Consider the following 21836-nt stretch of genomic DNA (forward strand, 5'->3'; position numbering starts at 1 on the left):
CTCGTTGTCGAACGAATAAAAAAAACCGCGATCCTTCCGGTATCGCGGTTTTTTTACGTCCGGCGGCGTTATTCGCGCCAATCCTCCTGCAGCGCCCGGATGGCCGCCTCGCCATTGCGGATCGCCTTCACGCGGCGCACGATTTCGTTGCGCCAGGCTTCGTCGGCATCCTGGTCACCGTCGTCACTGTCCACCATCAGCAGACGCAACAGCTCATGCCTGTCCTCGGGGGACAGTTGCTGGATCTGACCGGCCAGTTCGGCGACGGTGGCATTGGACATGGAGTGTCTCCTAGCAGGGTTTTGTGACCAGATCATAACGTGAAGTTCAGTGCATGTCGACTGGCTGCATATTGTCCGTTGGCTTCCTGTCGATCAGCTTGTTGTCGGGATCGATGCCGGCCCGCGCCGGGCGACCGTCGACCACGAGCACGACGCGCTGGTCCGCCTGCGTCACGAGCCGGCGCTCGCGCGCGAGCGGGTTGCCGTCCTGGTCGTCGACGCCGAATTCGATGTAGTCGCGCAACGGCACGGCCTGTTCCTCGCCCCGGTCGCCGGCGCGTACCTTGCCGGCCGTGGCGCGGATCTCCACCTCGTACTTGCCGTCCGGCCGGCGGTGCGCCGTCGCGCCGTCGGTGTGGTTTTCGTACAGGACGATGGATTCGAACAGGTCGTCGATCAGGTAGGCCTTGTCCGGCGGCGTGATGCCGCGCAGCCGCTCGACCAGCGTCGCCACGGTCGGATACGGCGGCCCCTTGTACGCGTATTCCAGCAGCAGGCCGTGCAGCACGCCGTTGACGGCGTCCTCGCCCACCATGTCCTGCAGCAGGTACATCGCGAGGCTGCCCTTGTGGTAGTGGATGTAGCTCTGGTTCTCGTTTTGCGCGAGCGGCAGCTCCTTCTTGTTCTCGCGCGCGCGGCCCATCAGGTATTCTTCGAGGTCGTAGCGCAGGAAGCGCCGCATCTTGCTCGATCCCAGCGTGTTCTTCATCGTCATCAGCGCCGTGTATTCGGCGAGGCTTTCCGACAGCACGGTCGCGCCGCGCACGTCGGCGCCGACGATCTGGTGCGCCCACCACTGGTGGCCCACTTCGTGCGCGCTGATGTAATACGGGTAGTCGATGTCCTTGCGCGATTCCGGGTCCACCTTGGCGATGAAGCCCACGCTTTCCGAGAACGGGATCGTGCCCGGCGCCGCCTGCGCGTACGATGCATAGCGGGGAAACTCCGCGATGCGCAGCTCGCGGTTCTGGTAGGGGCTGAAGTGCTTCGAGCCGTAGGCGAGGGCCGCCTTGGCGCCGCGGATCATGCGGTCGACGTTGAACTCGTGGCCGGGCTGGTAATAGACGTCGATCGTCACGTCCTGCCAGCGGTCGTGGCGCACTTCGTAGCGGGCCGACTGGAACGTGTAGAAGTTCAGCACCGGCTTGTCGGCCTTGTAATGGAACCAGCGCCGCCCGCCGCTCATCCACTCCTGCTCCAGCGTGCCCGGCGCGACGACCGTCTGGTCCGGGCTCGTGCTGACGACGGCGTCGAAGTGGATCCAGTCGGCGTCGTTGGCGATGTAGTTGTTCGCGCGCGCGCCCTGGTCGTCGCGCGCGGCCATGCGTTCCCGGGGCGCGAGGCCGTGGCGCTTGCGGTCGCGGTCGTCCTCCAGCTCGTACGTGCGCTGGTAGCCGACGTGCGGCAGGATCTCGTTGCTGAAGAAGGTGCCGTTGCCGACGACGGCCGTGTCGCGGCCCAGTCCCAGGATGCCGCCGGGGGCGTCCAGCAGGTCGAATTCCAGCGCCGTGCGCGCGCCCGGCTGCAGGGGCGACGCCAGCAGGTAATGATAGAAGCCGTGCTCCGGATCGGCGCGCAGCAGCCGCGCCGCCTGCGCGAAGCGCGGATGGAATGCCGGGCCGGGCTTCTGGAACAGGACGACGTCGCGCACCGGCGCGCCCGTGCGGTTTTCCAGCTGGTAGAAGCCGTGCACCTTCAGCGTGCGGCTGCCGGGATGGATATCGACCTGCAGGCCGACGTCCGTGATGCGCGGCTGCGGCAGTTTCGCGTAGCGCTTGTAGCGCAGCTCGTAGTCGGCGCGCACCTGCTCCTTGTGCCAGGCCGTCTGGTACGCGCCCAGATGCACGAGGTTGTACCACAGCAGGGCGCCGCTGGCGGCGAAGATCAGGACCCCGGCCGCGAACGCTTTCAACACGCCGGGCGTCAGGCGGCGGCGCGCCAGTTGCAGGCGCTCGGCGAAGCTGTCGCTCACGCCGCGCGGCCACAGCACGAGCGCGATGGTGAACAAGACGACGGCCGCGCCGCCCCAGTAGACTTGCAGCGCGCGCTGCAGTGCCAGGAAATGGCCGAAGCCGTTCATGGCCGAATAGGTCACGTCCGGCAGCGCGCCGTACACGAGCATCGGGTGGTCGAGGCCGAAGCCGCCGAGGAACAGCGTGGCCACGTAATACGTCACCAGCGCGAAGTAGGCGAGGTATTTGTGGTTCAGGATGGCCTGGGCGGCGATCGCCAGCACGGCCAGCAGCACGTAGCGGGGCAGCAGGATGCCGAACAGCGTCGTCAGGTACAGGCCCGGCTCCAGCGTCACGTAGCCGTGCGCCAGCTGGATGCCCATCCCGCACAGCATCGCGGCCAGCAGCAGCAGCGCCTGCAGCCCGACGAGGGCGATGGTCTTGGCGGCCAGCGGCAGCCAGCTGGGCACGGGCAGCGCGTCCAGCATCAGACCCATGCGCGCCTCGCGCTCGCGCCACACCATCTCGCCGGCATAGAACGTCGTGACGACCAGCAGGAACAGCGCGAACACGTCGCGGATCAGTTCCAGCACCATGTAGGTGACGGGATAGGTCTTCGTGCCGTAGATCGCGCCCAGGTCGAGCGAGCTGACGATGAGGGTCAGCATGCCCGCGAGGACGATCACGGCGAAGTAGACGTTCTTGACGGATTCCCGGAACGCGAGCCAGCTCGATTTCGCCAGCAGCACGGCGAGGCTGCGCGCGGCGAAGTCCGGTGCCTCGTGCATGTCGGCGGCGAGGGGCGCGGCTTGCGGTGCGGCGTCGGGGTCAAGCCGCGCCTGGCCGCGCCGGCCCGCGGGCGTGGACACGAAGCTGAAGCGCCAGTAGCCGAGCACCAGTGCGACGAACGAGAACAGCGACCAGAGCGCGCGGTTGATGAGGTAGACGCCTTCGAACGGGACCTGCAGCGTGTTGCGTTCCGTGAGGCTCCAGTACTCGGTCAGGCGGATCAGCGCGGTCGTGCCGAACGGGTCGATCAGTGCCGCGAGGGTCTTGTAATCGAGGTCGCGCGCCAGCGACGGGGCGACGATGTAACCGATCAGCATGACGACGCTGGCGACGTACACGGCCAGCATGCGCCGCGTGAGCGCCGCCAGCACGAAGAAGATGGCGCCGAAGATGAACAGGTTCGGCAGCAGCGTGAGGAAAAAGGGGAGCAGGTAGCCGGCCACCGAATAGGGGCCGACACGGGCGGGATCGATCCCGGGCAGCACGGTCCCCAGCAGGGTGCCGAACAGGATCGCCGAGAACACGACGGCCAGCGTGGCCAGCGCGCCGAGGAAGCGTCCGAACACGTACGCGTACTTCGGGATCGGCGCGCTGAAGAAGAAGTGGTGCATCTCGTATTCGAAGTCCTGCTGCACCGAACGCCCCATCATCGCGGCCACGACGATGACGCCGAGGCAGCCGAGGAAGGCCACGCTCAGCGCGATCTGGCGCGGGGCGTTGATCAGGACGCGGCCGCCGAACGACACGAAGGCGTCCTTGAACACGCCGCCCGCGGCGGCCATCCACAGCAGCGCAAGCGCGAAGAAGGCAAGGAAATACACCCAGGTCGACAGCAGCTTCAGGCGCTGCCTGGCCTCGAAGCCGGCGATGGCGAGGAGCGCGCCCATGGCGTCAGCAATTCCCCGCCAGGCCGTTGTGGCGGCCGGCGATGGTGGCGAAGTAGACGTCGTCCAGGGTCGGGTGGATCGGTTCGAAGTCGTCGCCGGGATAGCGGTCGGCGTACACGTGGATCAGCGTGCGTCCGGACAGCAGGCGCGTGGAGATGACGGTGTGGCGCTTCTGGAAGTCGGGCAGGTCCTGCTTGCCGACGACTCGTGCCCAGATCTTGCCCTCGATGCCTTCGATGAGACGGACCGGCTCGCCGCACAGCAGCACGTGGCCCTTGTTGATGATCGCCATGTTGGCGCACAGGTCGGCCACGTCGGACACGATGTGCGTGGACAGGATCACGGTCTTGTCCTCGCCGATGTCGGACAGCAGGTTGTGGAAGCGCACCCGTTCCTGCGGGTCGAGGCCGGCCGTGGGTTCGTCGACGATGATCAGTTGCGGGTCGCCGAGCAGCGCCTGGGCGATGCCGAAGCGCTGGCGCATGCCGCCGGAAAAGGTGCCCAATTTCTGGTTGCGCACCTCGAACAGATTGGTCTGCTGCAGCAGGGCGTCGACGACTTCGCGCCGGCGGTGGCGCTGCGCCAGGCCCTTCAACTGTGCAAAATGGTCGAGCAGTTCGTAAGCGGTCACTTTCGGGTAGACGCCGAAATCCTGCGGCAGATAGCCCAGCAGGCGGCGCACCTCGTCCTGTTCGTCGAGCACGTCGATGTCGTCCAGGAAGACGGAGCCGCTGTCGCATTCCTGCAAGGTGGCGAGGATCCGCATCAGGGTCGACTTGCCGGCCCCGTTCGGGCCCAGCAGGCCGAACATCCCCGGAGGGATGCTCAGCGTGACCTTGTCCAGCGCGACCACGCCGTTGGCATAGGTCTTGGACAGGTTGCGGATTTGTAATTCCATGGAGACTCCCGTTGCACGTGACAATGCACGCATTTCATGACTGTTGCATTGTATTAAAAACGAGCTGAGGAGGCAGCAGCTGTGCGACACACGGCGTTTTCACAAGTCCAGAGTGCAGAAAAGCGGGAGCAGGATGCCGGCCAGCATACGGTACGGCATGCTTTCTGTCCACTTTGGCAACATTGCCGGTGCTATCCGGACAGGCGCATAATGGCCCCATGGATACTCTCATCAAGGACAAGGTCCTGGCCGTCACGCGCCAGGGCCGCACACGGGCCGAATCGACGGACTGGTTCCGCGTCGCCCTCGGCCTGTACTATCTGGCCGGGCTGATGACGAAGGAAGCCATCGATTTCAAGACGGTGGACCGCGACTTCAACCGGTTCATCTACCACACGATCGGCGCCGGCCACACGATCACGAGCATCCTGCAATTCATGAGCGGCCAGCGGGTCTTGCCGGTGGTGCAATCCGAGCGCTTCATGGCGGCGTTCACCAGCACGTGCAGCGACGTGCCGCGCGATTCGATCCCGTTTCTGCTGGAACTGAACCTGGGCGTGGCGAAGAACATCTCGAAGCTGGAGGTGGACGGGCCGTTGCACGACTGGCTGGGGGCGCAGAAGCTTGCGCAGAAGACAAGGGACGGAGGCGCGGCGACCGAGGGCATATAATTCGGCTTATCGAACAACCTGGCTGAAAAGGCATCTCATGGCAACCGCACCCCGCATCCTCCATCCTCTCGACCACCTGATCGTCGGCTTCGACAAGGCGTTGCGCGTCATGGGCGGCGTGGCGAAGGCCGCACGCCCGAATCCGGGCGTGTCGGCCCCGGACTGCGAGCTGAATGCCCAGGAACAGCGCCACAGCGCGGGCCTGATGCGCGTGAATCACGTGGGGGAAGTGTGTGCGCAAGCCTTGTACGATGCGCAGGGCCGGCGCGCGTCCACGAACGCCATGCGCGCGCAGTTCGCGCAATCCGGACGCGAGGAAGAAGACCACCTGGCCTGGACGGCCGAGCGCCTGGCCGAACTGGGCTCGCAGCCGAGCCTGCTGAATCCGCTGTGGTATGCCGGCGCCTACGCGCTCGGGACGGTCGCATCGCGCCTGGGCGACGCCGTCAGCCTCGGTTTCGTCGTCGAGACGGAGCGCCAGGTCGAGGCGCACCTGAACAGCCACCTCGAGCAGCTGCCGCCGCACGACGCGAAGTCGCGCGCGATCGTCACCCAGATGCGCGACGACGAGATCGCGCACGGCGCCAAGGCCGAGGCGATGGGTGCCGCCGAGATGCCGTTGCCCGTCAAGGCGGCGATGCGCGCCATGTCTCGGGTGATGACCACGGCGGCGTATTACATTTGAGGCTTATCCTTCGACGATCTCGAACGAGTGCGTGATCTCGGCCGTCTTGGCCAGCATGATCGACGCCGAGCAGTATTTGTCGTGCGACAGGTTGACGGCCCGCTCGACGGTCGCCGGCTTGAGGTCGCGGCCCGTGACGATGAAGTGGAAGTGGATCTTCGTGAACACTTTCGGATCCGTCTCGGCGCGTTCGGCCTTCAACGTGACGTCGCAGCCGCGCACGTCCTCGCGGCTGCGCTTGAGGATCAGCACGACGTCGTAGGCGGTGCATCCACCGGTACCCAGCAGCACCATTTCCATCGGGCGCGGCGCCAGGTTGTGGCCGCCGCCTTCGGGCGCGCCATCCATGTTGACCAGGTGGCCGGAGCCGGTCTCGGCCCGGAAGCTCATCCCGGACGGTCCGTTCCAGCTGACTTTGACTTCCATCGAATTCTCCGCTTGAGTGTGTGTTGACGAGGGCGTCCATTCTAAGCCAGCGCGGCGCACCGTGCTGGCCGGGCCGCATTCCATCGTTCAGACGGCCAGCACGTAGCGCTCGCTCTTCATGCGCCAGGCGGCGAACGCGACGGCCGCCCACGCCGCCACGCCTGAACACAGGAACGTCAGCACGAACGGCAGGAAGCCGATGTCGCCGCCCTTGGCCGTCTCGCGCAGCAAGGTCTGGTTCGACAGCATCGGCACGAGGTACATCCACGACGCCGTCTTCAGCTCCAGCATCGACACCGCGAGCCCCGGCAGCATCGGCACCAGCATCACGATCGACAGCACGCTCTGCGCTTCCTTGAACGAGCGCGCGTTCATCGCCACCGCGATCTGCATGGCGGCCGCGAACAGCGACAGCGGCACGGACGCCAGGCAGACGAGCAGCAGCCGTCCCCAGCCCACGCGCCAGCTCATGCCGATTTCCTCCAGCGGCATCCACGACAGGATGCCATGCGCCAGCATCAGCTCCAGCGTGATGCCGATGATGGCCAGCGACGCCGCGGCCAGCCATTTGCCGCCGACGAGTTCCCACGTGCGCACGGGCTGCGCCATCAGCACTTCGAGCGAGCGGCGTTCGCGCTCGCCCGCCGTGGAATCCACCGCCGCCGACAGGCCGCAGATGAACGCGGGGAAGAACAAAAATCCGAGGACGCCGCCGATGACGCCGGCCGAGCGCGCGGCGGTGGTGCCCGTGTCGTAGCGCTGGACCTGCACGGGCGACAGCGCGGCCGGCGACACGCCGTGCGCCAGCAGGCGCGCGCTGGCGACGTTGGCGCCGTAGGCGTTCAGCACGTCCTCGACGTCGCGCCGGCCGTCCTGCTCCGTCGACGAATCGAACCACAGCTCGATGCGGGCCGGCCGCATCGCTTCGTAGTCGGTGGCGTACTTGCCCGGCAGGCGCAGCACGGCGGCCGCCTTGCGGGCGCGCAGCAGCTCGCCGATGGCCGCTTCGTCCAGCGGCGGCGTGGCGTGGATGGTGATGTTCTTCTGCTTCAGCTGGGCCATCAGGGTGGGCGCCTGGGCGCCGCCGATCACGGCCAGCACGATGCCTTCGCGCTCGGGCCGCGTGGCGCGCTCGATCCACTGGTGCAGCAGGACGCCCAGCAGCACCGGATACATCAGCGTGAACAGGGCCAGCAGGCCGAGCGAGCGCTTGTCGCGCAGCGATTCCTTGATCTCTTTGCGAAACACCACGAGGAATCTGGATTTCATGCGACGATCCCTTCGTCGGTGCCGACCAGGCGCACGAAGGCGTCTTCCAGGTTGGCGATGCCGGTGCGCCGGCACAGGTCGGCCGGCGTGCCCTGCGCCACGGTATGGCCCTTGGCGATGACGATCACGTCGTCGCACAAATGGCTGACTTCCTGCATCACGTGCGTGGCCATCACGACGCAGCAGCCCTGCGCGCGCAGCGCGGACAGTGCGTGGCGCACGGCGCGCGTGCTCATCACGTCCAGGCCGCGCGTGGGCTCGTCCAGCAGCAGGTGGCGCGGGCGGTGCAGCAGCGCGCGCGCGAGGGCCACCTTGATGCGCTGGCCCTGCGAAAAGCCCTTGCTGCGCCGTTCCAGGATGTCGTCCATCGCGAGCATCTCCGAGACCTCGTCGATGCGCTGGCGCAGGTCGCCGTTCTCCATGCCGTTCAGTTCCCCGAAATACGTGAGGTATTCGCGCGTGGACAGGCGCTCGTACAGCCCGAACTGGTCGGTCAGGAAGCCGATGTTGGCGCGCACGGCGAGCGGATCGCGTTCCGGGTCGACGCCGTCCACGAGAATGGTGCCGTGGTCGCGTTTCAGCATGCCGACGAGGGTGCGCAGCAGGGTCGTCTTGCCGGCGCCGTTGGGGCCCAGCAGGGCCGTGATGTTGCCGTCGCGCGCCGTGAAGCTGACGCCTCCCAGCGCCTGCACGGCGCCGAACTGTTTGCGGACTTCGTGTGCTTCGATCATGGGCTTGGGATTCGTCAGGGTTGCGGCCCGGCGCTGCCGAGCTGGAAGGTCGGGGCCGGGATCTCGTTCAGGCAGGCGCCGTCGATGTTGGCCTCGGGCCGGTCGAGGAAGGCGCGCAGCAGGCGCGGCGCGCAGCCCAGTTGCGACACGCCGTGGCCGACGTTGGGCGCCGTCAGCAGCTGGGCCTTGGCCATGAAGCGCGCGGCGTCCTGGGCGCGGCGCGGCGGCGTGACGGGATCGAGGGCCCCCGACAGCAGCAGCGCCGGCGCGGCGATGCGCGTGGGCGCGACGTACGGCACGGCCGGCACGTTCATCGCGCGGCACAGTCCTTTGAGGCGGTCGGCGAGGGTGCGCGTCAGTGGACTCGCATCCGCGGCCGCCAGGGCGGGCGTAAAGCGTGGCATGTCCTCGGCGCAGACGACGGCCAGGTGCAGCAGCGTGGCCGGCGCGCCTTCGGCGGCGAAGTCGGCGGCCAGGTTGCGGCGTGCGACGAACGGCTGCCAGCGGCCCGCGCTGGCGCTGTGCACGAGGAAGGGCAGGCGGCGCGCGTCGGCCGGCGAATACAGCATGTTGCGCACGGTGTCGAGCAGGCGCGCGCTCGTCATCGTGACGTCGACCTGGCGCGCCGTGCGCGGGTCGGGCAGGTTCAGCGTCAGCGGCCCGGCATCGAGCCTCGCGACGAGGGCGTCGAATTCGCCGCGCAGGTTCGGGTAGGCGTGGGCGCAGGCGGCATCGCTGGCGCACTGCGCGAACAACCGGTCGAGCGCGGCCTGGGCGTCGTGGCCGCCGGCCGGGATCACCTGGTCGGGCGCGGCCACGGCATCCAGTGTCAGCGTGCGCACGCCGGCCGGGTAGGCGCGCGCATAGGCCTGCGCGAGGCGGGTGCCGTACGAGCCGCCCCACAGGTTGATGCGCCCGAAGCCCAGTGCGCGGCGCACGGCTTCGATGTCGCGCGCGGCGGCGGCCGTCGTGTAGGCGGCAAACGGGGCTTTGCTGGCCGCGATGCAGCGGCGCAGGGCGGCGTCCGCCTCCAGATCGCTGAGCTGCGCATCCTCGTCGCTGTCGGACGGGCAGTCGAGCTTGCCGGACAGGCCAGTGCCGCGCTGGTCGATGAACACGATGTCGCGCGTGGCGCGCACGCGCCTGAAGGCGGTGGAGAGCAGGGGCAGGACGTCGCTGCCCGCTTCGCCGGGACCGCCGGCCAGCACGAACAGCGGGTCCGGCCGCGCGCCCTGGCGCAAGGCGGGCGCGATCGTCACGTGCAGGTTCAGGGTGGCGGGCTTGCCGGGTTCGAGCGGGACGGGCAAGGTGAGGCAGCGCAGGGCTTCCTCGACGCCGGGCAGGTGGCAGCTGCGCGTCTGCGCCGGTGCCGCGGGCGTCGCCGCCGCGGCCGGAAGCGTGGCCAGCAGTGCGCCCAGGAACAGGATGGATTTCAACAAATACTCTCCTCGTCGATGCGGACCATACTAATTTGACATCGATTTCTCGGTCAATGAAAAGTTGCAAAATTGCATGACCCAGCGTGGGAGTCTAGGCCGGGTATTCCCACAGGGAATTGCGTTGCCTCCAGCCCAGTGCGCTAGGGTAGGTGGCTTGACGGTCGGGTGAGAAATCGGCTATAGTCGTGGGCTTTCCATTTGCTCGGGAAAAGACAATAAGGCAGAGTCCGCGAAGCAGTATCGCCCGCGGAACCACCATTCGAGCATTACTACCCCTATATTAGGAAGTCAACATGAAAACTTTTTCCGCTAAGGGCCATGAAGTCCAGCGCGATTGGTACGTGATTGACGCGACGGACAAAGTCCTCGGACGTGTTGCCAGCGAAGTGGCACTCCGACTGCGCGGCAAACACAAGCCGGAATTTACTCCGCACGTCGATACCGGTGATTTCATCGTCGTCGTCAACGCAGGCAAACTGCGCGTGACCGGCACCAAAGCCAACGACAAGAAGTACTACCGTCACTCGGGCTACCCGGGCGGTATCTACGAAACCAACTTCCTGAAAATGCAACAGCGCTTCCCGGGCCGTGCCCTGGAAAAGGCCGTCAAAGGCATGCTGCCGAAGGGCCCGCTGGGCTACGCAATGATCAAGAAGCTGAAAGTGTATGCGGAAGCCACCCACCCGCACGCTGCCCAGCAACCCAAAGCACTCGAAATCTAAGTAAGGAACTGACATGATCGGTAACTACAACTACGGCACCGGCCGTCGCAAGAGTGCAGTGGCCCGTGTGTTCATCAAAGCTGGCACCGGCCAGATCATCGTGAACGGCAAACCGGCCGCCGAATACTTCTCGCGCGAAACCGGCCTGATGGTCATCCGTCAACCGCTGGAACTGACCGGCAACGTCGAGCGTTTCGACATCAAAGTCAACGTGCATGGCGGCGGCGAGTCCGGCCAGGCAGGTGCAGTGCGCCACGGCATCACCCGCGCACTGATCGACTACGACGCAGGCCTCAAGGGCGACCTGGCACGTGCCGGTTTCGTCACCCGTGACGCCCGTGAAGTCGAGCGTAAGAAAGTTGGTCTGCGCAAAGCACGTCGCGCAAAGCAATTCTCGAAGCGTTAATCGGATCTGCAGCGCGTTTGCGCTGCTGCCGAAACGAAAAGCCGCCCGCTGCAAAGCCGGCGGCTTTTTTGTTGCCCAAATTCGGGGTCAGCAAATTCGGGGTCAGAGCCCTGTTTCAGGCAATTTCCAAAAAACGGGCTCTGACCCCGGTTACGGTTTGCCGTTCAGGGTGACGAAGAACTGGCGCGGCGCCCCGGCCAGCAGCGTGGCGAAGGTGCCGTTCGGGTCGCTCGTGACGAAGCCGTTCGAGCCGATCGTGCTCAGGTGGTTTTTGTCGAACAGGTTGCTCACGTTTGCCTGCAGCGACAAGTCCTGCAGCATGCCGAACGACTTCATGCGCCAGCCGGCCGCCAGGTTCGCGAGCCAGAACGACGGCACGCCCGCATCGTTCGTGTACGTGTGATCAGCGTCAGGCGAAACGTCGGGGGCAGCACGCGCCGTGGCAGCCTGCTAAAATTGCGGGCTCGAACAGAACATATTCATTTACCAAGGGGAAACAGCATGATCAAAGTTGGCATCGTTGGCGGCACCGGCTACACGGGCGTGGAATTGCTGCGCCTGCTTGCTGCCCACCCCGAGGCGCAGCTGACCGCCATCACGTCGCGCAAGGAAGACGGCCTGCCCGTCGCCGACATGTTTCCCTCGCTGCGCGGCCACGTCGACCTCGCGTTCTCGAGCCCGGACAAGGCCGACCTGAAGCAGTGCGACGTCGTGTTCTTCGCGACCCCGCACGGCGTCGCCATGGCCCAGGCGCCCGAGCTGATCGCCGCCGGCGTGAAAGTGATCGACCTGGCCGCCGACTTCCGCCTGAAGGACCAGGCCACGTTCGAGAAGTGGTACAAGATCCCGCACAGCGCGCCCGACCTGCTGGAAGAAGCCGTGTACGGCCTGCCGGAACTGAACCGCGACGACATCAGGAAGGCCCGCCTGATCGCCAACCCCGGCTGCTACCCGACCACGATGCAGCTGGGGTTCTATCCGCTGCTGAAGGCCGGCATCGTCGATGCCGGCAACCTGATCGCAGACAGCAAGTCGGGCGTGTCCGGCGCCGGTCGCAAGGCCGAGATCGGCACGCTGTTCTCGGAAGCCAGCGACAATTTCAAGGCCTACGGCGTGCACGGCCACCGCCACACGCCGGAGACGTCGGCCCAGCTGCAGCGCTACACGGACCAGAAAGTCGGCCTGATCTTCACGCCGCACCTCGTGCCGATGATCCGCGGCATGCATTCGACCCTGTACGCGCGTCTCACCCAGGACATCACGAACGACGCCCTGCAAGCGTTGTTCGAAGCGCAGTACAAGGACGCGGAATTCGTCGACGTGATGCCGTTCGGCTCGCATCCGGAAACCCGCTCGACGCGCGGTTCGAACATGCTGCGCATCGCGCTGCATCGTCCGGACAACGGCAACACGGTCGTCATCCTCGTCGTGCAGGACAACCTGGTCAAAGGCGCGGCCGGCCAGGCCGTGCAGTGCATGAACCTGATGTTCGGCGTGCCGGAAAGCACCGGCCTGAAGCAGATCGCGCTGCTGCCGTAATACCCCGGACCGCGCACCCCCAGGCCACAAGACGCAGATCAAGGCGGCAAGTGTTGGCGACGGTACATTGACCGTTGGACTGAGTTTTGACGTCGACGCCACACGCACGGGGGACAACATGTTCGGTCGTAACGCAAAAAGCGAAATCGATAGCCTGATCGGTATTTCCGCACGCATCGAAGGGGATCTGGTGTTCACCGGCGGCCTGCGCATCGACGGCGAGGTGCACGGCAACGTGGTCGCCGCGGACGGCAACGAGAGCGTGCTGATCGTTTCCGAACACGCGCGCATCGAGGGCGAGGTCCGTTGCGCCAACCTGGTGGTCAACGGCTATATCGCGGGGACGGTGTATTCGTCCGAGCTCCTTGAATTGCAGCCGAAAGGCCGCATACATGGGGATGTCCATTACCGCCTGCTGGAAATGCACGGCGGCGCCCTCGTCACCGGCAAATTGACGCACCAGACCGACCTGGCGCCGGCCCCCGAGCCCGTTTTTCATCTCGGCGTGGCGGCCGAAGGGGCTTCAGCATGACCGGCGCCAACGGTCTATAATGGACGAAATCCGAATCCAATCAGGAGTTTATCCATGAACGCAGTCGCCGAAGTACAAAACGCGCAAGACACGATTCCCTCGCCCATCAATTTCACCGACAGCGCTGCCCAGAAAGTTGCTCAGCTGATCGAGGAAGAAGGCAATCCCGACCTGAAACTGCGCGTCTTCGTGCAGGGCGGTGGTTGCTCGGGCTTCCAGTACGGCTTCACCTTCGACGAGATCGTGAACGAAGACGACACGACGATGGAAAAGAACGGCGTCATGCTGCTGATCGACTCGATGAGCTATCAGTACCTGGTCGGCGCCGAGATCGACTACAAGGACGACCTCGAAGGCGCCCAGTTCGTCATCAAGAACCCGAACGCCACGTCGACCTGCGGCTGCGGTTCGTCGTTCTCCGCGTAAGCCACGCGCGCACCGACACGAAAAACCGCTCCGGCCGTGCCGGGGCGGTTTTTTTTCGTCCCGGCACAGTGTTGGATGCTGCCGTAATGACAATCTAATCGATGGCTGATAGGCAACTAGCCGTAGTACACTGATTGCGCCGATGGGCGTCCGCTGCGCGCGGGCGTGGCGGCAAGGAGACACACAACCCAATAAAACGAAAGAAGAACAATGTCGAGGGCGTTCATTTTACTTGGCGGTGTTACCGCTATCATCGTTGCCTGGGCCGGTGCGGCCCAGGCGCAGCCGGCAACCGCCGCGTCCGCAGTCGGCGCGGCACAAGCCGTCGACGACGGCGCCGGCGCCTACCGGACGCAACGGTACCGCAACCTGTTCGCCGAACGCCTGGGCCGCAGTCCGCAAGAAACGCATGCGCGGATCGAGAACACGTTCCAGCAACTGTTCCACGGCGATGGCCAGGAACAGCGCGTGTATTTCGAGACGGGGGCGAACGCGAACGGCACGCTGGCCTACATCACGGACTGGGCCAACAACGATGTCCGCACCGAGGGCATGAGCTACGGCATGATGATCGCCGTCCAACTGGACAAGAAGCGCGAATTCGACGCGCTGTGGAACTGGTCGAAGACTTATATGCTGACGACCGATCCGGCCAACCCGTCGCGCGGCTATTTCGCGTGGTCGATGAATACGGACGGCACGCCGCGCGCCACCGGGGCCGCGCCGGACGGCGAGGAATACTATGCGATGGCCCTGTATTTCGCCGCGCGCCGCTGGGGCAACGGCAAGGGCATCTACGATTACCAGCGCGAAGCCGATACCATCCTGCGCGGCATGCGCCACCACCCCGTCGTGACGGCCACGCCGCCGTTCCGCATCCACCCGGGCGACGCGCCGTTCGTCGAGCCGGACGCGCCGTGGCCCAGCCCGAACAACCGCCGCGAACAGGCCGCCGCCGGGACGGCCGGCAAACCGTGGCCCCCGCACCGCCCGCGCCGCGCACCGCGCGCGGTGACGGTCGGACCGATGGTCGACGAGGCGCACGCGATGGTCCGCTTCGTGCCCGAGACGTTCATCCCCGGCACCGATCCGTCCTACCACCTGCCCGCGTTCTACGAGCTGTGGGCACGCTGGGGGCCGCGCGAAGACCGCGCGTTCTGGGCCCGCGCGGCGGCTGCCAGCCGCGACTTCTTCGTCAGGACGGCCGACCCCGCGACCGGCCTCGGTCCCGACCGCGCCGACTTCGACGGCACGCCCTTGAAGAGCTGGGACGGCAGCCCCGGCATCTTCGCCTACGACAGCTGGCGCACGATCAGCAACTGGTCCGTCGACCGCAGCTGGTGGAACAAGGACCCGCGCCAGCAGGCGCTGTCCGACCGCCTGCAGCGCTTCCTGGCCACGCAGGGCGTCGACCGCTTCGCCGACCGCTACACGCTGGACGGCAAGCCGCTGTCGGACCGCCATTCGACCGGGATGCTGGCGGCGGCCGCCGTCGGGAGCCTGGCCGCCACGCCGGGACAGGTGTCCGACGACTTCCTGCGCGCGCTGTGGGACACGCCCGTGCCGAGCGGCGAGCAGCGCTACTTCGACGGCATGTTGTACTTGATGAGCATGATGCACCTGGCGGGCGAATTCCGCGTGATCGACACGGCCCGCAAATAACACCAACGACAAGGAGACAAGCATGATGAAACAAACGACCGTCGCCGTTCTTCTCGCCTGCGCGGCGATGGGCGCCCAGGCGCAGGACCGCCCCTGGCTCGACAAGTCCAAATCCGCCGACGAGCGCGCCCGCGCGGCCGTCGCCGCCATGACGCTCGACGAAAAGCTGCTGCTGATCGTCAGCTACACGGGCAAGGAAGACTTGGCCAAGCAGCCGGACGACGTCGTGCCCCCGAGCGTGAAAGCCGACGTGGCGGCGCACGAGATCAGGGGCTCGGCCGGCTACGTGCCGGGCATCGCGCGCCTGGGCATTCCGGGACAGTGGCAGACCGACGCGTCGATCGGCGTGCGCGTGAGCGGCATGGAGCGCACGGCGCTGCCGTCGTCGCTGGCGACGGCGGCCAGCTTCGATCCGGCCGTCTCCGAAGCGGGCGGGCGCATGATCGCCGACGAGGCGCGCGCGTCCGGCTTCAACACCTTCCTGGCCGGCGGCGCCAACCTGGCGCGCGAGCCGCGCAATGGCCGCAACTTCGAATACGTGGGCGAAGATCCGCTGCTGGCCGGACGCATGGCGGCGGGGCTCGTGAACGGCATCCAGTCGCGCCACATGGTGTCGACGATGAAGCACTTCGCCATCAACGACCAGGAAAGCCAGCGCACGACGGTCGACGTCACGATCTCGCCCGAGGCGATGCGCCAGTCCGACCTGCTGGCGTTCGAGATCGTCAACGACCTGGCGAAGCCGGGCTCGGTGATGTGCTCGTACAACCTCGTGAACGGGCGCTGGGCGTGCGAGAACGAATACCTGCTGAACAAGACACTGAAGCAGGACTGGAAATTCAAGGGCTATGTGATGGCCGACTGGGGCGCCGTGCACTCGACGGCGGACGCGGCGAACTATGGCCTCGACCAGTTCACGGGCTACCCGTGCTGTAACCACCACGGCCCGTTCTATTCGGCCAGGAATTTCAAGCAGGCGATGGAGCGCGGCGACGTCTCGATGCGGCGCCTGGACGACATGGCGCAGCGCATCCTGTGGCCGCTGTTCCAGACGGGCACCTTCGACGATCCGCCGCAAGTCGACAAGATCGATTTCGCTGCGCACGCCGCCGTGTCGCAGCGCGCCGCCGAGGAATCCCTGGTGCTGCTGAAGAACGAGAAGAACCTGCTGCCGCTCGCGAACGTGAAGTCGGTGGCCGTCATCGGCGGCCATGCGGACAAGGGCGTGCTCGCCGGCGGCGGATCGTCCGGCGTAACGCCGGTCGGCGGCAATGCCGTGCCGGACCTGGCGCCCAAGACGTGGCCGGGTCCCGTCGTGTACATGCCCTCGTCGCCGCTGGCGGCGTTGAAAACCGAGCTGCCGGCGTCGAAGATCGGCTACGCGAGCGGCACGGACATCGGGGCCGCCGTCGCGCTGGCGAAGCAGTCCGACGTCGCCGTCGTGTTCGTGACGCAGTGGATGGGCGAGGGCTTCGACGGCAAGCTGGAACTGGACGGCAACCAGGATGCGCTGGTCGCCGCCGTCGCGCGCGCGAACCCGCGGACCGTCGTCGTCGTGGAATCGGGCGGCGCGATCCTGATGCCGTGGCTGAACCAGGTGCCGGCCGTACTGGAAGCGTTCTATCCCGGCATCCGCGGCGGCCAGGCGATCGCGCGCATCCTGACGGGTAAAGTGAATCCGTCCGGCCACCTGCCGATCAGCTTCCCCGCCTCGGACGCGCAACTGGCGCATGCGGAGATTCCCGGCTTCGGCCACAAGGACGGCGTCCCCGTCCACATCACCTACGACGAAGGCGCCGCGATCGGCTACAAGTGGTACGACGCGAAAGGGTATAAACCGTTATTCGCGTTCGGCCATGGCCTGAGCTATACGCGCTTCGCCGTCGCGGCGCCGAAGGCGAACGTCGCCAACGGCGCGCTGACGGTCGGCGCCGCGCTGCGCAACACGGGCGGCCTGGCCGGCAAGGGCGTCGTGCAGGTGTATGTCGCGCCGGCGGATGTGAAGGCGTCGGGCTGGGAAGCGCCGAAACGCATGGTCGCGTTCCAGAAGCTCGACCTGCGGGCCGGCGCCGCCGGCACGTTCACGCAGGCCGTCGATCCGCGCCTGCTGGCCACGTACGAAGTCGCGGACGACAGCTGGCGCATCCGTGCGGGCACCTACCGCGTGCTGTTCGGGCAGGCGGCGGACGACCTGCCGGTGTCGGTGGACGTCACGCTGCCCGATATGGTGTGGAGCGCCGTGCACAAGGAGTGATGAAGACGGGCGTCAGGGCGCGAGGGCGATGACGTCGTCGCCCGGCAGCGGTTCGCAGCCCGCGCCGAGCGTCTCCCAGCCGCGGTGCACGACGATGTGGCGCTCGTCGTGGCACAACTCGACGCGGCGCGTCTGCGGCGCTTCGCGGTGCACGAAGTCCTCGATCGTCGTCGGCACGCTGATGTGCAGCGCGAGGGCATGGATGTCGTCGAGCGGATGGTCGCCCACGTGCACGAGCGGCACGAACTGGCCGGCGAACATCGTCCAGTGCGAGGGAATCCTGACGGGCGTGGCCGCGTAGCCTTGCGCGCGCAGCCACGCTTGCGCGCGCACGCGCGGGGCGCTCGACCCGCCCGTCCCGGCGAGGTGTCCCCAGGCGAACGCGAGCAGCTCCGCAACCCACTGGTTGCAGTTCTGGTAGCGCGTGCCGAAGGCATAGGCGTTCGCGCTGTAGCTGTCGCCCAGCAGCGCGAGCGCGAGGGGTTTGTCGAGCGCGGCCCGTTCGAGCAGCGCGCTGTCCGCTTCGGGCGGGAACAGCAGGGCGACGTGGCCGTGCGTCGGGGCGTCCGCACCAAGCACGAAGCCGGACATGCCCTGGTCGAACAGGCGCGGGCGCGATTCGTCGCAGGCGTAATACAACTGGCGCACGGCCCACGGGCCGCCGGGACTGTCCTTCAGGGCGATGCCCGCGTGCGAGTACAGCAGGCCGAAGCGGGAGAGGTCCAGGCCCGCGCGCGCCACGAGCGCGATGTTGCTGCCCGAGCGCGCCAGTTCGTCCTTGACGGCCGCGGCGAAGCGCAGCACGCGGTCCTGGTCCGCGGCCGTCACCTTGTCGGCGCGGTCGCAGAACGTCGGGATGCCGGCCCATGCGCCCGCGCTCAGGAAGAACAGGAGCGCGGCCGCAACGAGCCGCGGCAGCATCAGATCGTCACTTTGCGCGAGGCGAGTTCGCGATACCAGTCGTCCTGCAGCGCGAGAAAGAAGGGTTTGTGCGTGTCGCCGTACGCGAATTCGTAGCCGTACACGCGCTCGTTCACCTGCACGATTTGCCCCTTGTCGACGCGGCGGTCGGCCAGCGCGCGGTCGGGGACGTCGACCCAGAACTCGGTCGCGGCATCGCCCGCGGCGGCGCGCAGCGTGATGCGCGTGACGCCCGCCTTGGCCGGGGCCTGGGCGACGTCGATCACGCGGTACGGGCCGGTCTCCGCGCCCTTGTTGTCGCCGTTCGAGCTGTTGCTGGAGCCGCCGATCGAATCGGAGATGCTGCCCGACGAGGCCGAGCCCGCGCTGGAGGCGGACGACGCGACGCTGTCGGCGTGGGCGGGGATGGAGAAGGCGGCCGCGGCCAGGGCCAGGGCGAGCGCGCGGGTGAGATTCGTGAAGGTCATGGTGTCTTTCTCAAGCGTATTGGGTAGTCACAATGGTACAAGTGCCGCGTGCCGCTGAGAAGGCGCACGTGGTTTTGCCGCACCAAATATCGTAGGGTGGGCGGTCCTCCGCCCACGCGGATGCATGCGCGACGCGAACGTCGCGCGTGGGCACGGGGTGGCCACCCTACGGAGGCGGCCGTGGTTTTGCCGCCAACAGGGCGTCAGGCCGGATAGAGGGCGCCGAGGACGCGCGGTCCCGCCGCCCCCGTCACGGCCGGCAGATTGCCCGGCTGGCGGCGCAGGAAACGGTAGCCCAGCCAGGCGAAGGCGAGGGCTTCCACGCGGTTCGGCGCGACGCCCAGCGTCTCGGTCGACGCGACGGGAATCCCGCCGCCGAGCGCGGCGGCGATGTCGCGCAGCAGCACGCCGTTGTAGGCGCCGCCGCCGCAGACGTAGACGGCCTGCGCGGCGGCCTCGTCCCGGATGGCGCGGGCGATGGTCACGGCCGTCAGCCGCGTCAACGTTGCCTGCACGTCGGCCGGCGCCACGCCCGGCTGCTGCGCCAGCTTCGCATCGAGCCATTGCGCGTGGAACAGGTCGCGGCCCGTGCTCTTGGGCGGCGGCTGGCGAAAGTACGGTTCGTCCAGCAGGAGGTCGAGCAGGGGCGCGTCGACCTGGCCGGTGGCCGCCCAGGCGCCGTCCTGGTCGTACGGGAGGCTGCGGTGGCGTGCGATCCACAAATCCATTAGCACGTTGCCGGGGCCGGTGTCGTAGCCGTTCACGCGGCCGTCGCCGTGCAGCACGCTGATGTTGCCGATGCCGCCGATGTTGACGACGACGCGCACCTGCCCGCGCTTGCCGAAGCGGGCTTCGTGGAACGCCGGCACGAGGGGCGCGCCCTGGCCGCCGGCGGCGACGTCGCGGCTGCGGAAGTCGGCGATGACGTCGATGCCGGTGAGCTCGGCCAGCAGGGCGGGATTATTGGTCTGGCGCGTAAAACCCAGTTCGGGGCGGTGGCGGATGGTCTGGCCATGCGCGGCGACGGCGCGGACCGGGCCGGGCGCCGCCGCGGCCAGCGTCCGGACGCAGTCGGCGTAGCAGCGCGCCAGCGCGTTCGCGGCCAGCGCCTCGCGCTCCAGTTCGTTGGCGCTGGCGGCCTGCAGGGCCATCAGTTCGGCGCGCAGGTCGGCCGGAAACGGCGTGAAGGCGGCGTCCAGCGTGCGGATGCCGCGCCCGGAAAAGTCGGCCAGCACGCCGTCGACGCCGTCCAGGCTCGTGCCGGACATCAGGCCGATGTAGAGGGTGGATGCCATTATCGATTCCTAAAAGCAAAACGCCTTGCCGGCATGCCGTGCAAGGCGTCTATATCGCAAAGCTGAAGGATCAGCGTGCGGCCATCGCGTTGCCGGCCGGCGAGAGCAGCGAGAAGCGGTGCGACATCTCGGCGGCGGCCATCTTGAAGCGGCTCATTTCGCCCGGCGTCAAAGGCTGCTGCTGCAGGTTCTTCAGCGCCATCGGGTCGGTGGCGTGGCCGCCGATGCGGAATTCGTAGTGCAGGTGCGGGCCCGTCGCCCAGCCCGTCGCGCCGACGTAGCCGATCACGTCGCCCTGCGCCACTTTCTGTCCGCGGTGCAGGCCGCCGGCGAAGCGGCTCATGTGGCCGTAGACCGTGCTGTAGTTCGACCAGTGCTTGAGCATGACCACGTTGCCGTAGCCGTTCTGGGTGCCGACGAAGTCGACGACGCCGTCGCCCGACGCCTTGATCGGGGTGCCCATCGGCGCCGCGAAGTCGACGCCTTCGTGCTTCTTCCAGACGCCGAACACCGGGTGCATGCGCATCGAGAAGCCCGACGAGATGCGGTTGAACGCCACCGGCGATTTCAGGAACGCTTTCTTCAGCGCCTTGCCGTCCAGGCTGTAGTAGCTGCCCTGGTGGCTGATGGGGTCTTCGTACCAGACGGACTGGTAGGCGACGCCGCGGTTGACGAATTCGCCGGCCAGGATGCGGCCCGTGCGCACCATCTCGCCGTCCAGCCAGTAGGTTTCATAGACGACATTAAAATGGTCGCCGCGCTTCAGGTCCGAGCGGAAGTCGATGCTCGTCGAGAACATCTCGATGATCTGGTTGACGACGGAATCCGGAATCTGGCTACCGTCGCTGGCGTCGTCGGTGGCGGCGTACAGCGAGCTGTTGATGTTGCGCGAACGCATCTCGACGCGGCGCTCGAGCTGGGCCGGGGCCGTGTTGGAGACGAATTTGTCGCCCTTGCGCGTCACGGTGACGGTCTTGAACTGATCTTTGTCGGCGATCGTCGCGTGCAGGCTCAGCAGCAGGCCGTTCTCGTCCGTCTCGGCCTGGATGCGCTTGCCGGTCTTGAGCGAGAGGATGGAGCGGGCGACCTTGTCGGCGCGGACGAAGGCCTGGGCCTGCTGGTCTTCGATGCCGAGACGGTTGAACACGGCGCCGAGCGAGTCGCCGGGACGGATGCGTTCTTCGTGGATGAATTGCTGCTGGTCTTGCTGGAGGGCCGCGATCTGGTCTGCCAGGTTCGGCAGTTGCAGGTCTTGCGCGACCGACTTGACCGGCATGTCGGATGCGTCCGGTGCGATCGGTGCGACGGCGGTGGCGCCGAAGGCGCACAGTGCCAGGGCTGCTGCACCCCCGGCGACGATGCGGGTTTTGCGGCTCGTTTCAGCCAGGCCAAACCAGCGCTTGCCGGTGATTTTCTGTATTGGGTTCATGCAATCAGTTAAAATTTACCGCTTGAACAGCCCAAGACCATTTGTCGTTGTTATTAGTGTTGTCGTTGAAACTTTTCGTGCGGCAAGATTGACGGGATCGCGAATTATATCAAACTACCGGGTCTTACAACCGTTTTAGCCCTTTTCCTACAAGA

General features: G+C 66.7%; 21 protein-coding genes. 9 read left to right on the forward strand and 12 right to left on the reverse strand.

The genetic code is table 11. The features are described from left to right. Positions 1–68 precede the first annotated feature (68 nt). The 3 genes from ACEN9Q_RS00665 to ACEN9Q_RS00675 are packed head-to-tail and all read right to left on the reverse strand — an operon-like array spanning position 69 to position 4807. Entirely contained in the window at positions 69–281 is a 213-nt protein-coding gene (locus ACEN9Q_RS00665) for an addiction module protein (protein WP_056448020.1), read from the reverse strand. A gap of 46 nt (positions 282–327) precedes the next feature. Next, positions 328–3909, reverse strand: coding sequence for a M1 family aminopeptidase (locus ACEN9Q_RS00670; RefSeq protein WP_495627023.1), 3582 nt, complete (start codon positions 3907–3909; stop codon positions 328–330). 4 nt (positions 3910–3913) lie between these two features. Next, positions 3914–4807 (reverse strand): ABC transporter ATP-binding protein, encoded by an 894-nt coding sequence (locus ACEN9Q_RS00675; RefSeq protein ID WP_056448014.1) that lies wholly within the window; start codon positions 4805–4807, stop codon positions 3914–3916. A 218-nt stretch (positions 4808–5025) separates the two neighbouring features. Here ACEN9Q_RS00675 and ACEN9Q_RS00680 point away from each other — a divergent pair, with 218 nt between their 5' ends. Further along, positions 5026–5478 carry a hypothetical protein gene (locus ACEN9Q_RS00680; RefSeq protein WP_495627024.1) on the forward strand — a complete coding sequence of 151 codons (453 nt, stop codon included), beginning with the start codon at positions 5026–5028 and terminating at the stop codon, positions 5476–5478. Positions 5479–5515: 37 nt separating this feature from the next. Further along, positions 5516–6163, forward strand: coding sequence for a 2-polyprenyl-3-methyl-6-methoxy-1,4-benzoquinone monooxygenase (coq7, locus tag ACEN9Q_RS00685; protein WP_056448008.1), 648 nt, complete (start codon positions 5516–5518; stop codon positions 6161–6163). 3 nt (positions 6164–6166) lie between these two features. Here the strand turns inward: coq7 and ACEN9Q_RS00690 are convergent, their stop codons facing one another. From ACEN9Q_RS00690 to ACEN9Q_RS00705, 4 genes are all read right to left on the reverse strand, one after another. Continuing rightward, a complete protein-coding gene (locus tag ACEN9Q_RS00690; RefSeq protein ID WP_056448005.1) occupies positions 6167–6589 on the reverse strand; it encodes an OsmC family protein in 423 nt (140 codons plus the stop codon). A gap of 87 nt (positions 6590–6676) precedes the next feature. Further along, the gene (locus ACEN9Q_RS00695; protein WP_495627025.1) at positions 6677–7858 is read right to left on the reverse strand and encodes an ABC transporter permease; all 1182 of its coding nucleotides are present in this window, start codon (positions 7856–7858) and stop codon (positions 6677–6679) included. Beyond that, on the reverse strand, positions 7855–8589 hold the full coding sequence (locus tag ACEN9Q_RS00700) for an ABC transporter ATP-binding protein (protein WP_495627026.1): 735 nt from the start codon (positions 8587–8589) through the stop codon (positions 7855–7857). The genes ACEN9Q_RS00695 and ACEN9Q_RS00700 overlap by 4 nt, the downstream gene beginning before the upstream one ends. A gap of 14 nt (positions 8590–8603) precedes the next feature. Beyond that, the gene (locus ACEN9Q_RS00705; protein ID WP_495627027.1) at positions 8604–10028 is read right to left on the reverse strand and encodes an alpha/beta hydrolase; all 1425 of its coding nucleotides are present in this window, start codon (positions 10026–10028) and stop codon (positions 8604–8606) included. A gap of 293 nt (positions 10029–10321) precedes the next feature. Between ACEN9Q_RS00705 and rplM the strand changes: the two genes are divergently transcribed. Together rplM and rpsI are read left to right on the forward strand one after the other, a co-directional pair. Continuing rightward, positions 10322–10750 (forward strand): 50S ribosomal protein L13, encoded by a 429-nt coding sequence (rplM, locus tag ACEN9Q_RS00710; protein ID WP_036235400.1) that lies wholly within the window; start codon positions 10322–10324, stop codon positions 10748–10750. Positions 10751–10763: 13 nt separating this feature from the next. Next, complete coding sequence (gene rpsI / locus ACEN9Q_RS00715) at positions 10764–11156, forward strand: 30S ribosomal protein S9 (RefSeq protein ID WP_028102305.1); 393 nt, start codon at positions 10764–10766, stop codon at positions 11154–11156. 150 nt (positions 11157–11306) lie between these two features. On the opposite strand, the gene ACEN9Q_RS00720 is transcribed toward rpsI, so the two are convergent. Beyond that, positions 11307–11534, reverse strand: a complete 228-nt coding sequence (locus ACEN9Q_RS00720) for a hypothetical protein (RefSeq protein ID WP_495627028.1) — start codon at positions 11532–11534, stop codon at positions 11307–11309. Positions 11535–11657: 123 nt separating this feature from the next. Between ACEN9Q_RS00720 and argC the strand changes: the two genes are divergently transcribed. The 5 genes from argC to ACEN9Q_RS00745 all read left to right on the forward strand — a co-directional run bounded on the left by argC (position 11658) and on the right by ACEN9Q_RS00745 (position 17569). Next, positions 11658–12695 carry an N-acetyl-gamma-glutamyl-phosphate reductase gene (gene argC, locus ACEN9Q_RS00725; RefSeq protein WP_495627029.1) on the forward strand — a complete coding sequence of 346 codons (1038 nt, stop codon included), beginning with the start codon at positions 11658–11660 and terminating at the stop codon, positions 12693–12695. 118 nt (positions 12696–12813) lie between these two features. Then, positions 12814–13227 carry a bactofilin family protein gene (locus ACEN9Q_RS00730; RefSeq protein ID WP_056447987.1) on the forward strand — a complete coding sequence of 138 codons (414 nt, stop codon included), beginning with the start codon at positions 12814–12816 and terminating at the stop codon, positions 13225–13227. 54 nt (positions 13228–13281) lie between these two features. Beyond that, positions 13282–13653 (forward strand): iron-sulfur cluster insertion protein ErpA, encoded by a 372-nt coding sequence (erpA, locus tag ACEN9Q_RS00735; RefSeq protein WP_056447984.1) that lies wholly within the window; start codon positions 13282–13284, stop codon positions 13651–13653. A 210-nt stretch (positions 13654–13863) separates the two neighbouring features. After that, a complete protein-coding gene (locus ACEN9Q_RS00740; RefSeq protein WP_495627030.1) occupies positions 13864–15315 on the forward strand; it encodes a family 8 glycosyl hydrolase in 1452 nt (483 codons plus the stop codon). A gap of 22 nt (positions 15316–15337) precedes the next feature. Beyond that, positions 15338–17569 (forward strand): beta-glucosidase, encoded by a 2232-nt coding sequence (locus ACEN9Q_RS00745; RefSeq protein ID WP_495627031.1) that lies wholly within the window; start codon positions 15338–15340, stop codon positions 17567–17569. Positions 17570–17581: 12 nt separating this feature from the next. Here ACEN9Q_RS00745 and ACEN9Q_RS00750 read toward each other — a convergent pair whose 3' ends face one another. The 4 genes from ACEN9Q_RS00750 to ACEN9Q_RS00765 form a co-directional block, all read right to left on the reverse strand. Further along, complete coding sequence (locus tag ACEN9Q_RS00750; RefSeq protein ID WP_495627032.1) at positions 17582–18490, reverse strand: DUF2145 domain-containing protein; 909 nt, start codon at positions 18488–18490, stop codon at positions 17582–17584. Continuing rightward, a complete protein-coding gene (locus ACEN9Q_RS00755) occupies positions 18490–18957 on the reverse strand; it encodes a hypothetical protein (RefSeq protein WP_495627033.1) in 468 nt (155 codons plus the stop codon). The genes ACEN9Q_RS00750 and ACEN9Q_RS00755 overlap by 1 nt, the downstream gene beginning before the upstream one ends. A 203-nt stretch (positions 18958–19160) precedes the next feature. Then, positions 19161–20252 carry an anhydro-N-acetylmuramic acid kinase gene (locus ACEN9Q_RS00760; protein ID WP_495627034.1) on the reverse strand — a complete coding sequence of 364 codons (1092 nt, stop codon included), beginning with the start codon at positions 20250–20252 and terminating at the stop codon, positions 19161–19163. 70 nt (positions 20253–20322) lie between these two features. Then, the gene (locus ACEN9Q_RS00765; protein WP_056447966.1) at positions 20323–21681 is read right to left on the reverse strand and encodes a peptidoglycan DD-metalloendopeptidase family protein; all 1359 of its coding nucleotides are present in this window, start codon (positions 21679–21681) and stop codon (positions 20323–20325) included. Positions 21682–21836: the final 155 nt, after the last annotated feature.

It is taken from the genome of Massilia sp. Masssp93 (assembly GCF_059491295.1).

Bases quoted from the DNA above. Each gene is read 5' to 3' on its own strand.
- ACEN9Q_RS00745 (WP_495627031.1), top strand. From the start codon at position 15,338: ATGATGAAACAAACGACCGTCGCCGTTCTTCTCGCCTGCGCGGCGATG.
- ACEN9Q_RS00680 (WP_495627024.1), top strand. From the start codon at position 5,026: ATGGATACTCTCATCAAGGACAAGGTCCTGGCCGTCACGCGCCAGGGC.
- ACEN9Q_RS00675 (WP_056448014.1), bottom strand. From the start codon at position 4,807: ATGGAATTACAAATCCGCAACCTGTCCAAGACCTATGCCAACGGCGTG.
- argC (WP_495627029.1), top strand. From the start codon at position 11,658: ATGATCAAAGTTGGCATCGTTGGCGGCACCGGCTACACGGGCGTGGAA.
- ACEN9Q_RS00750 (WP_495627032.1), bottom strand. From the start codon at position 18,490: ATGCTGCCGCGGCTCGTTGCGGCCGCGCTCCTGTTCTTCCTGAGCGCG.
- ACEN9Q_RS00670 (WP_495627023.1), bottom strand. From the start codon at position 3,909: ATGGGCGCGCTCCTCGCCATCGCCGGCTTCGAGGCCAGGCAGCGCCTG.
- ACEN9Q_RS00755 (WP_495627033.1), bottom strand. From the start codon at position 18,957: ATGACCTTCACGAATCTCACCCGCGCGCTCGCCCTGGCCCTGGCCGCG.
- rplM (WP_036235400.1), top strand. From the start codon at position 10,322: ATGAAAACTTTTTCCGCTAAGGGCCATGAAGTCCAGCGCGATTGGTAC.
- ACEN9Q_RS00695 (WP_495627025.1), bottom strand. From the start codon at position 7,858: ATGAAATCCAGATTCCTCGTGGTGTTTCGCAAAGAGATCAAGGAATCG.
- ACEN9Q_RS00700 (WP_495627026.1), bottom strand. From the start codon at position 8,589: ATGATCGAAGCACACGAAGTCCGCAAACAGTTCGGCGCCGTGCAGGCG.
- ACEN9Q_RS00690 (WP_056448005.1), bottom strand. From the start codon at position 6,589: ATGGAAGTCAAAGTCAGCTGGAACGGACCGTCCGGGATGAGCTTCCGG.
- erpA (WP_056447984.1), top strand. From the start codon at position 13,282: ATGAACGCAGTCGCCGAAGTACAAAACGCGCAAGACACGATTCCCTCG.
- rpsI (WP_028102305.1), top strand. From the start codon at position 10,764: ATGATCGGTAACTACAACTACGGCACCGGCCGTCGCAAGAGTGCAGTG.
- coq7 (WP_056448008.1), top strand. From the start codon at position 5,516: ATGGCAACCGCACCCCGCATCCTCCATCCTCTCGACCACCTGATCGTC.
- ACEN9Q_RS00665 (WP_056448020.1), bottom strand. From the start codon at position 281: ATGTCCAATGCCACCGTCGCCGAACTGGCCGGTCAGATCCAGCAACTG.
- ACEN9Q_RS00730 (WP_056447987.1), top strand. From the start codon at position 12,814: ATGTTCGGTCGTAACGCAAAAAGCGAAATCGATAGCCTGATCGGTATT.
- ACEN9Q_RS00760 (WP_495627034.1), bottom strand. From the start codon at position 20,252: ATGGCATCCACCCTCTACATCGGCCTGATGTCCGGCACGAGCCTGGAC.
- ACEN9Q_RS00765 (WP_056447966.1), bottom strand. From the start codon at position 21,681: ATGAACCCAATACAGAAAATCACCGGCAAGCGCTGGTTTGGCCTGGCT.
- ACEN9Q_RS00740 (WP_495627030.1), top strand. From the start codon at position 13,864: ATGTCGAGGGCGTTCATTTTACTTGGCGGTGTTACCGCTATCATCGTT.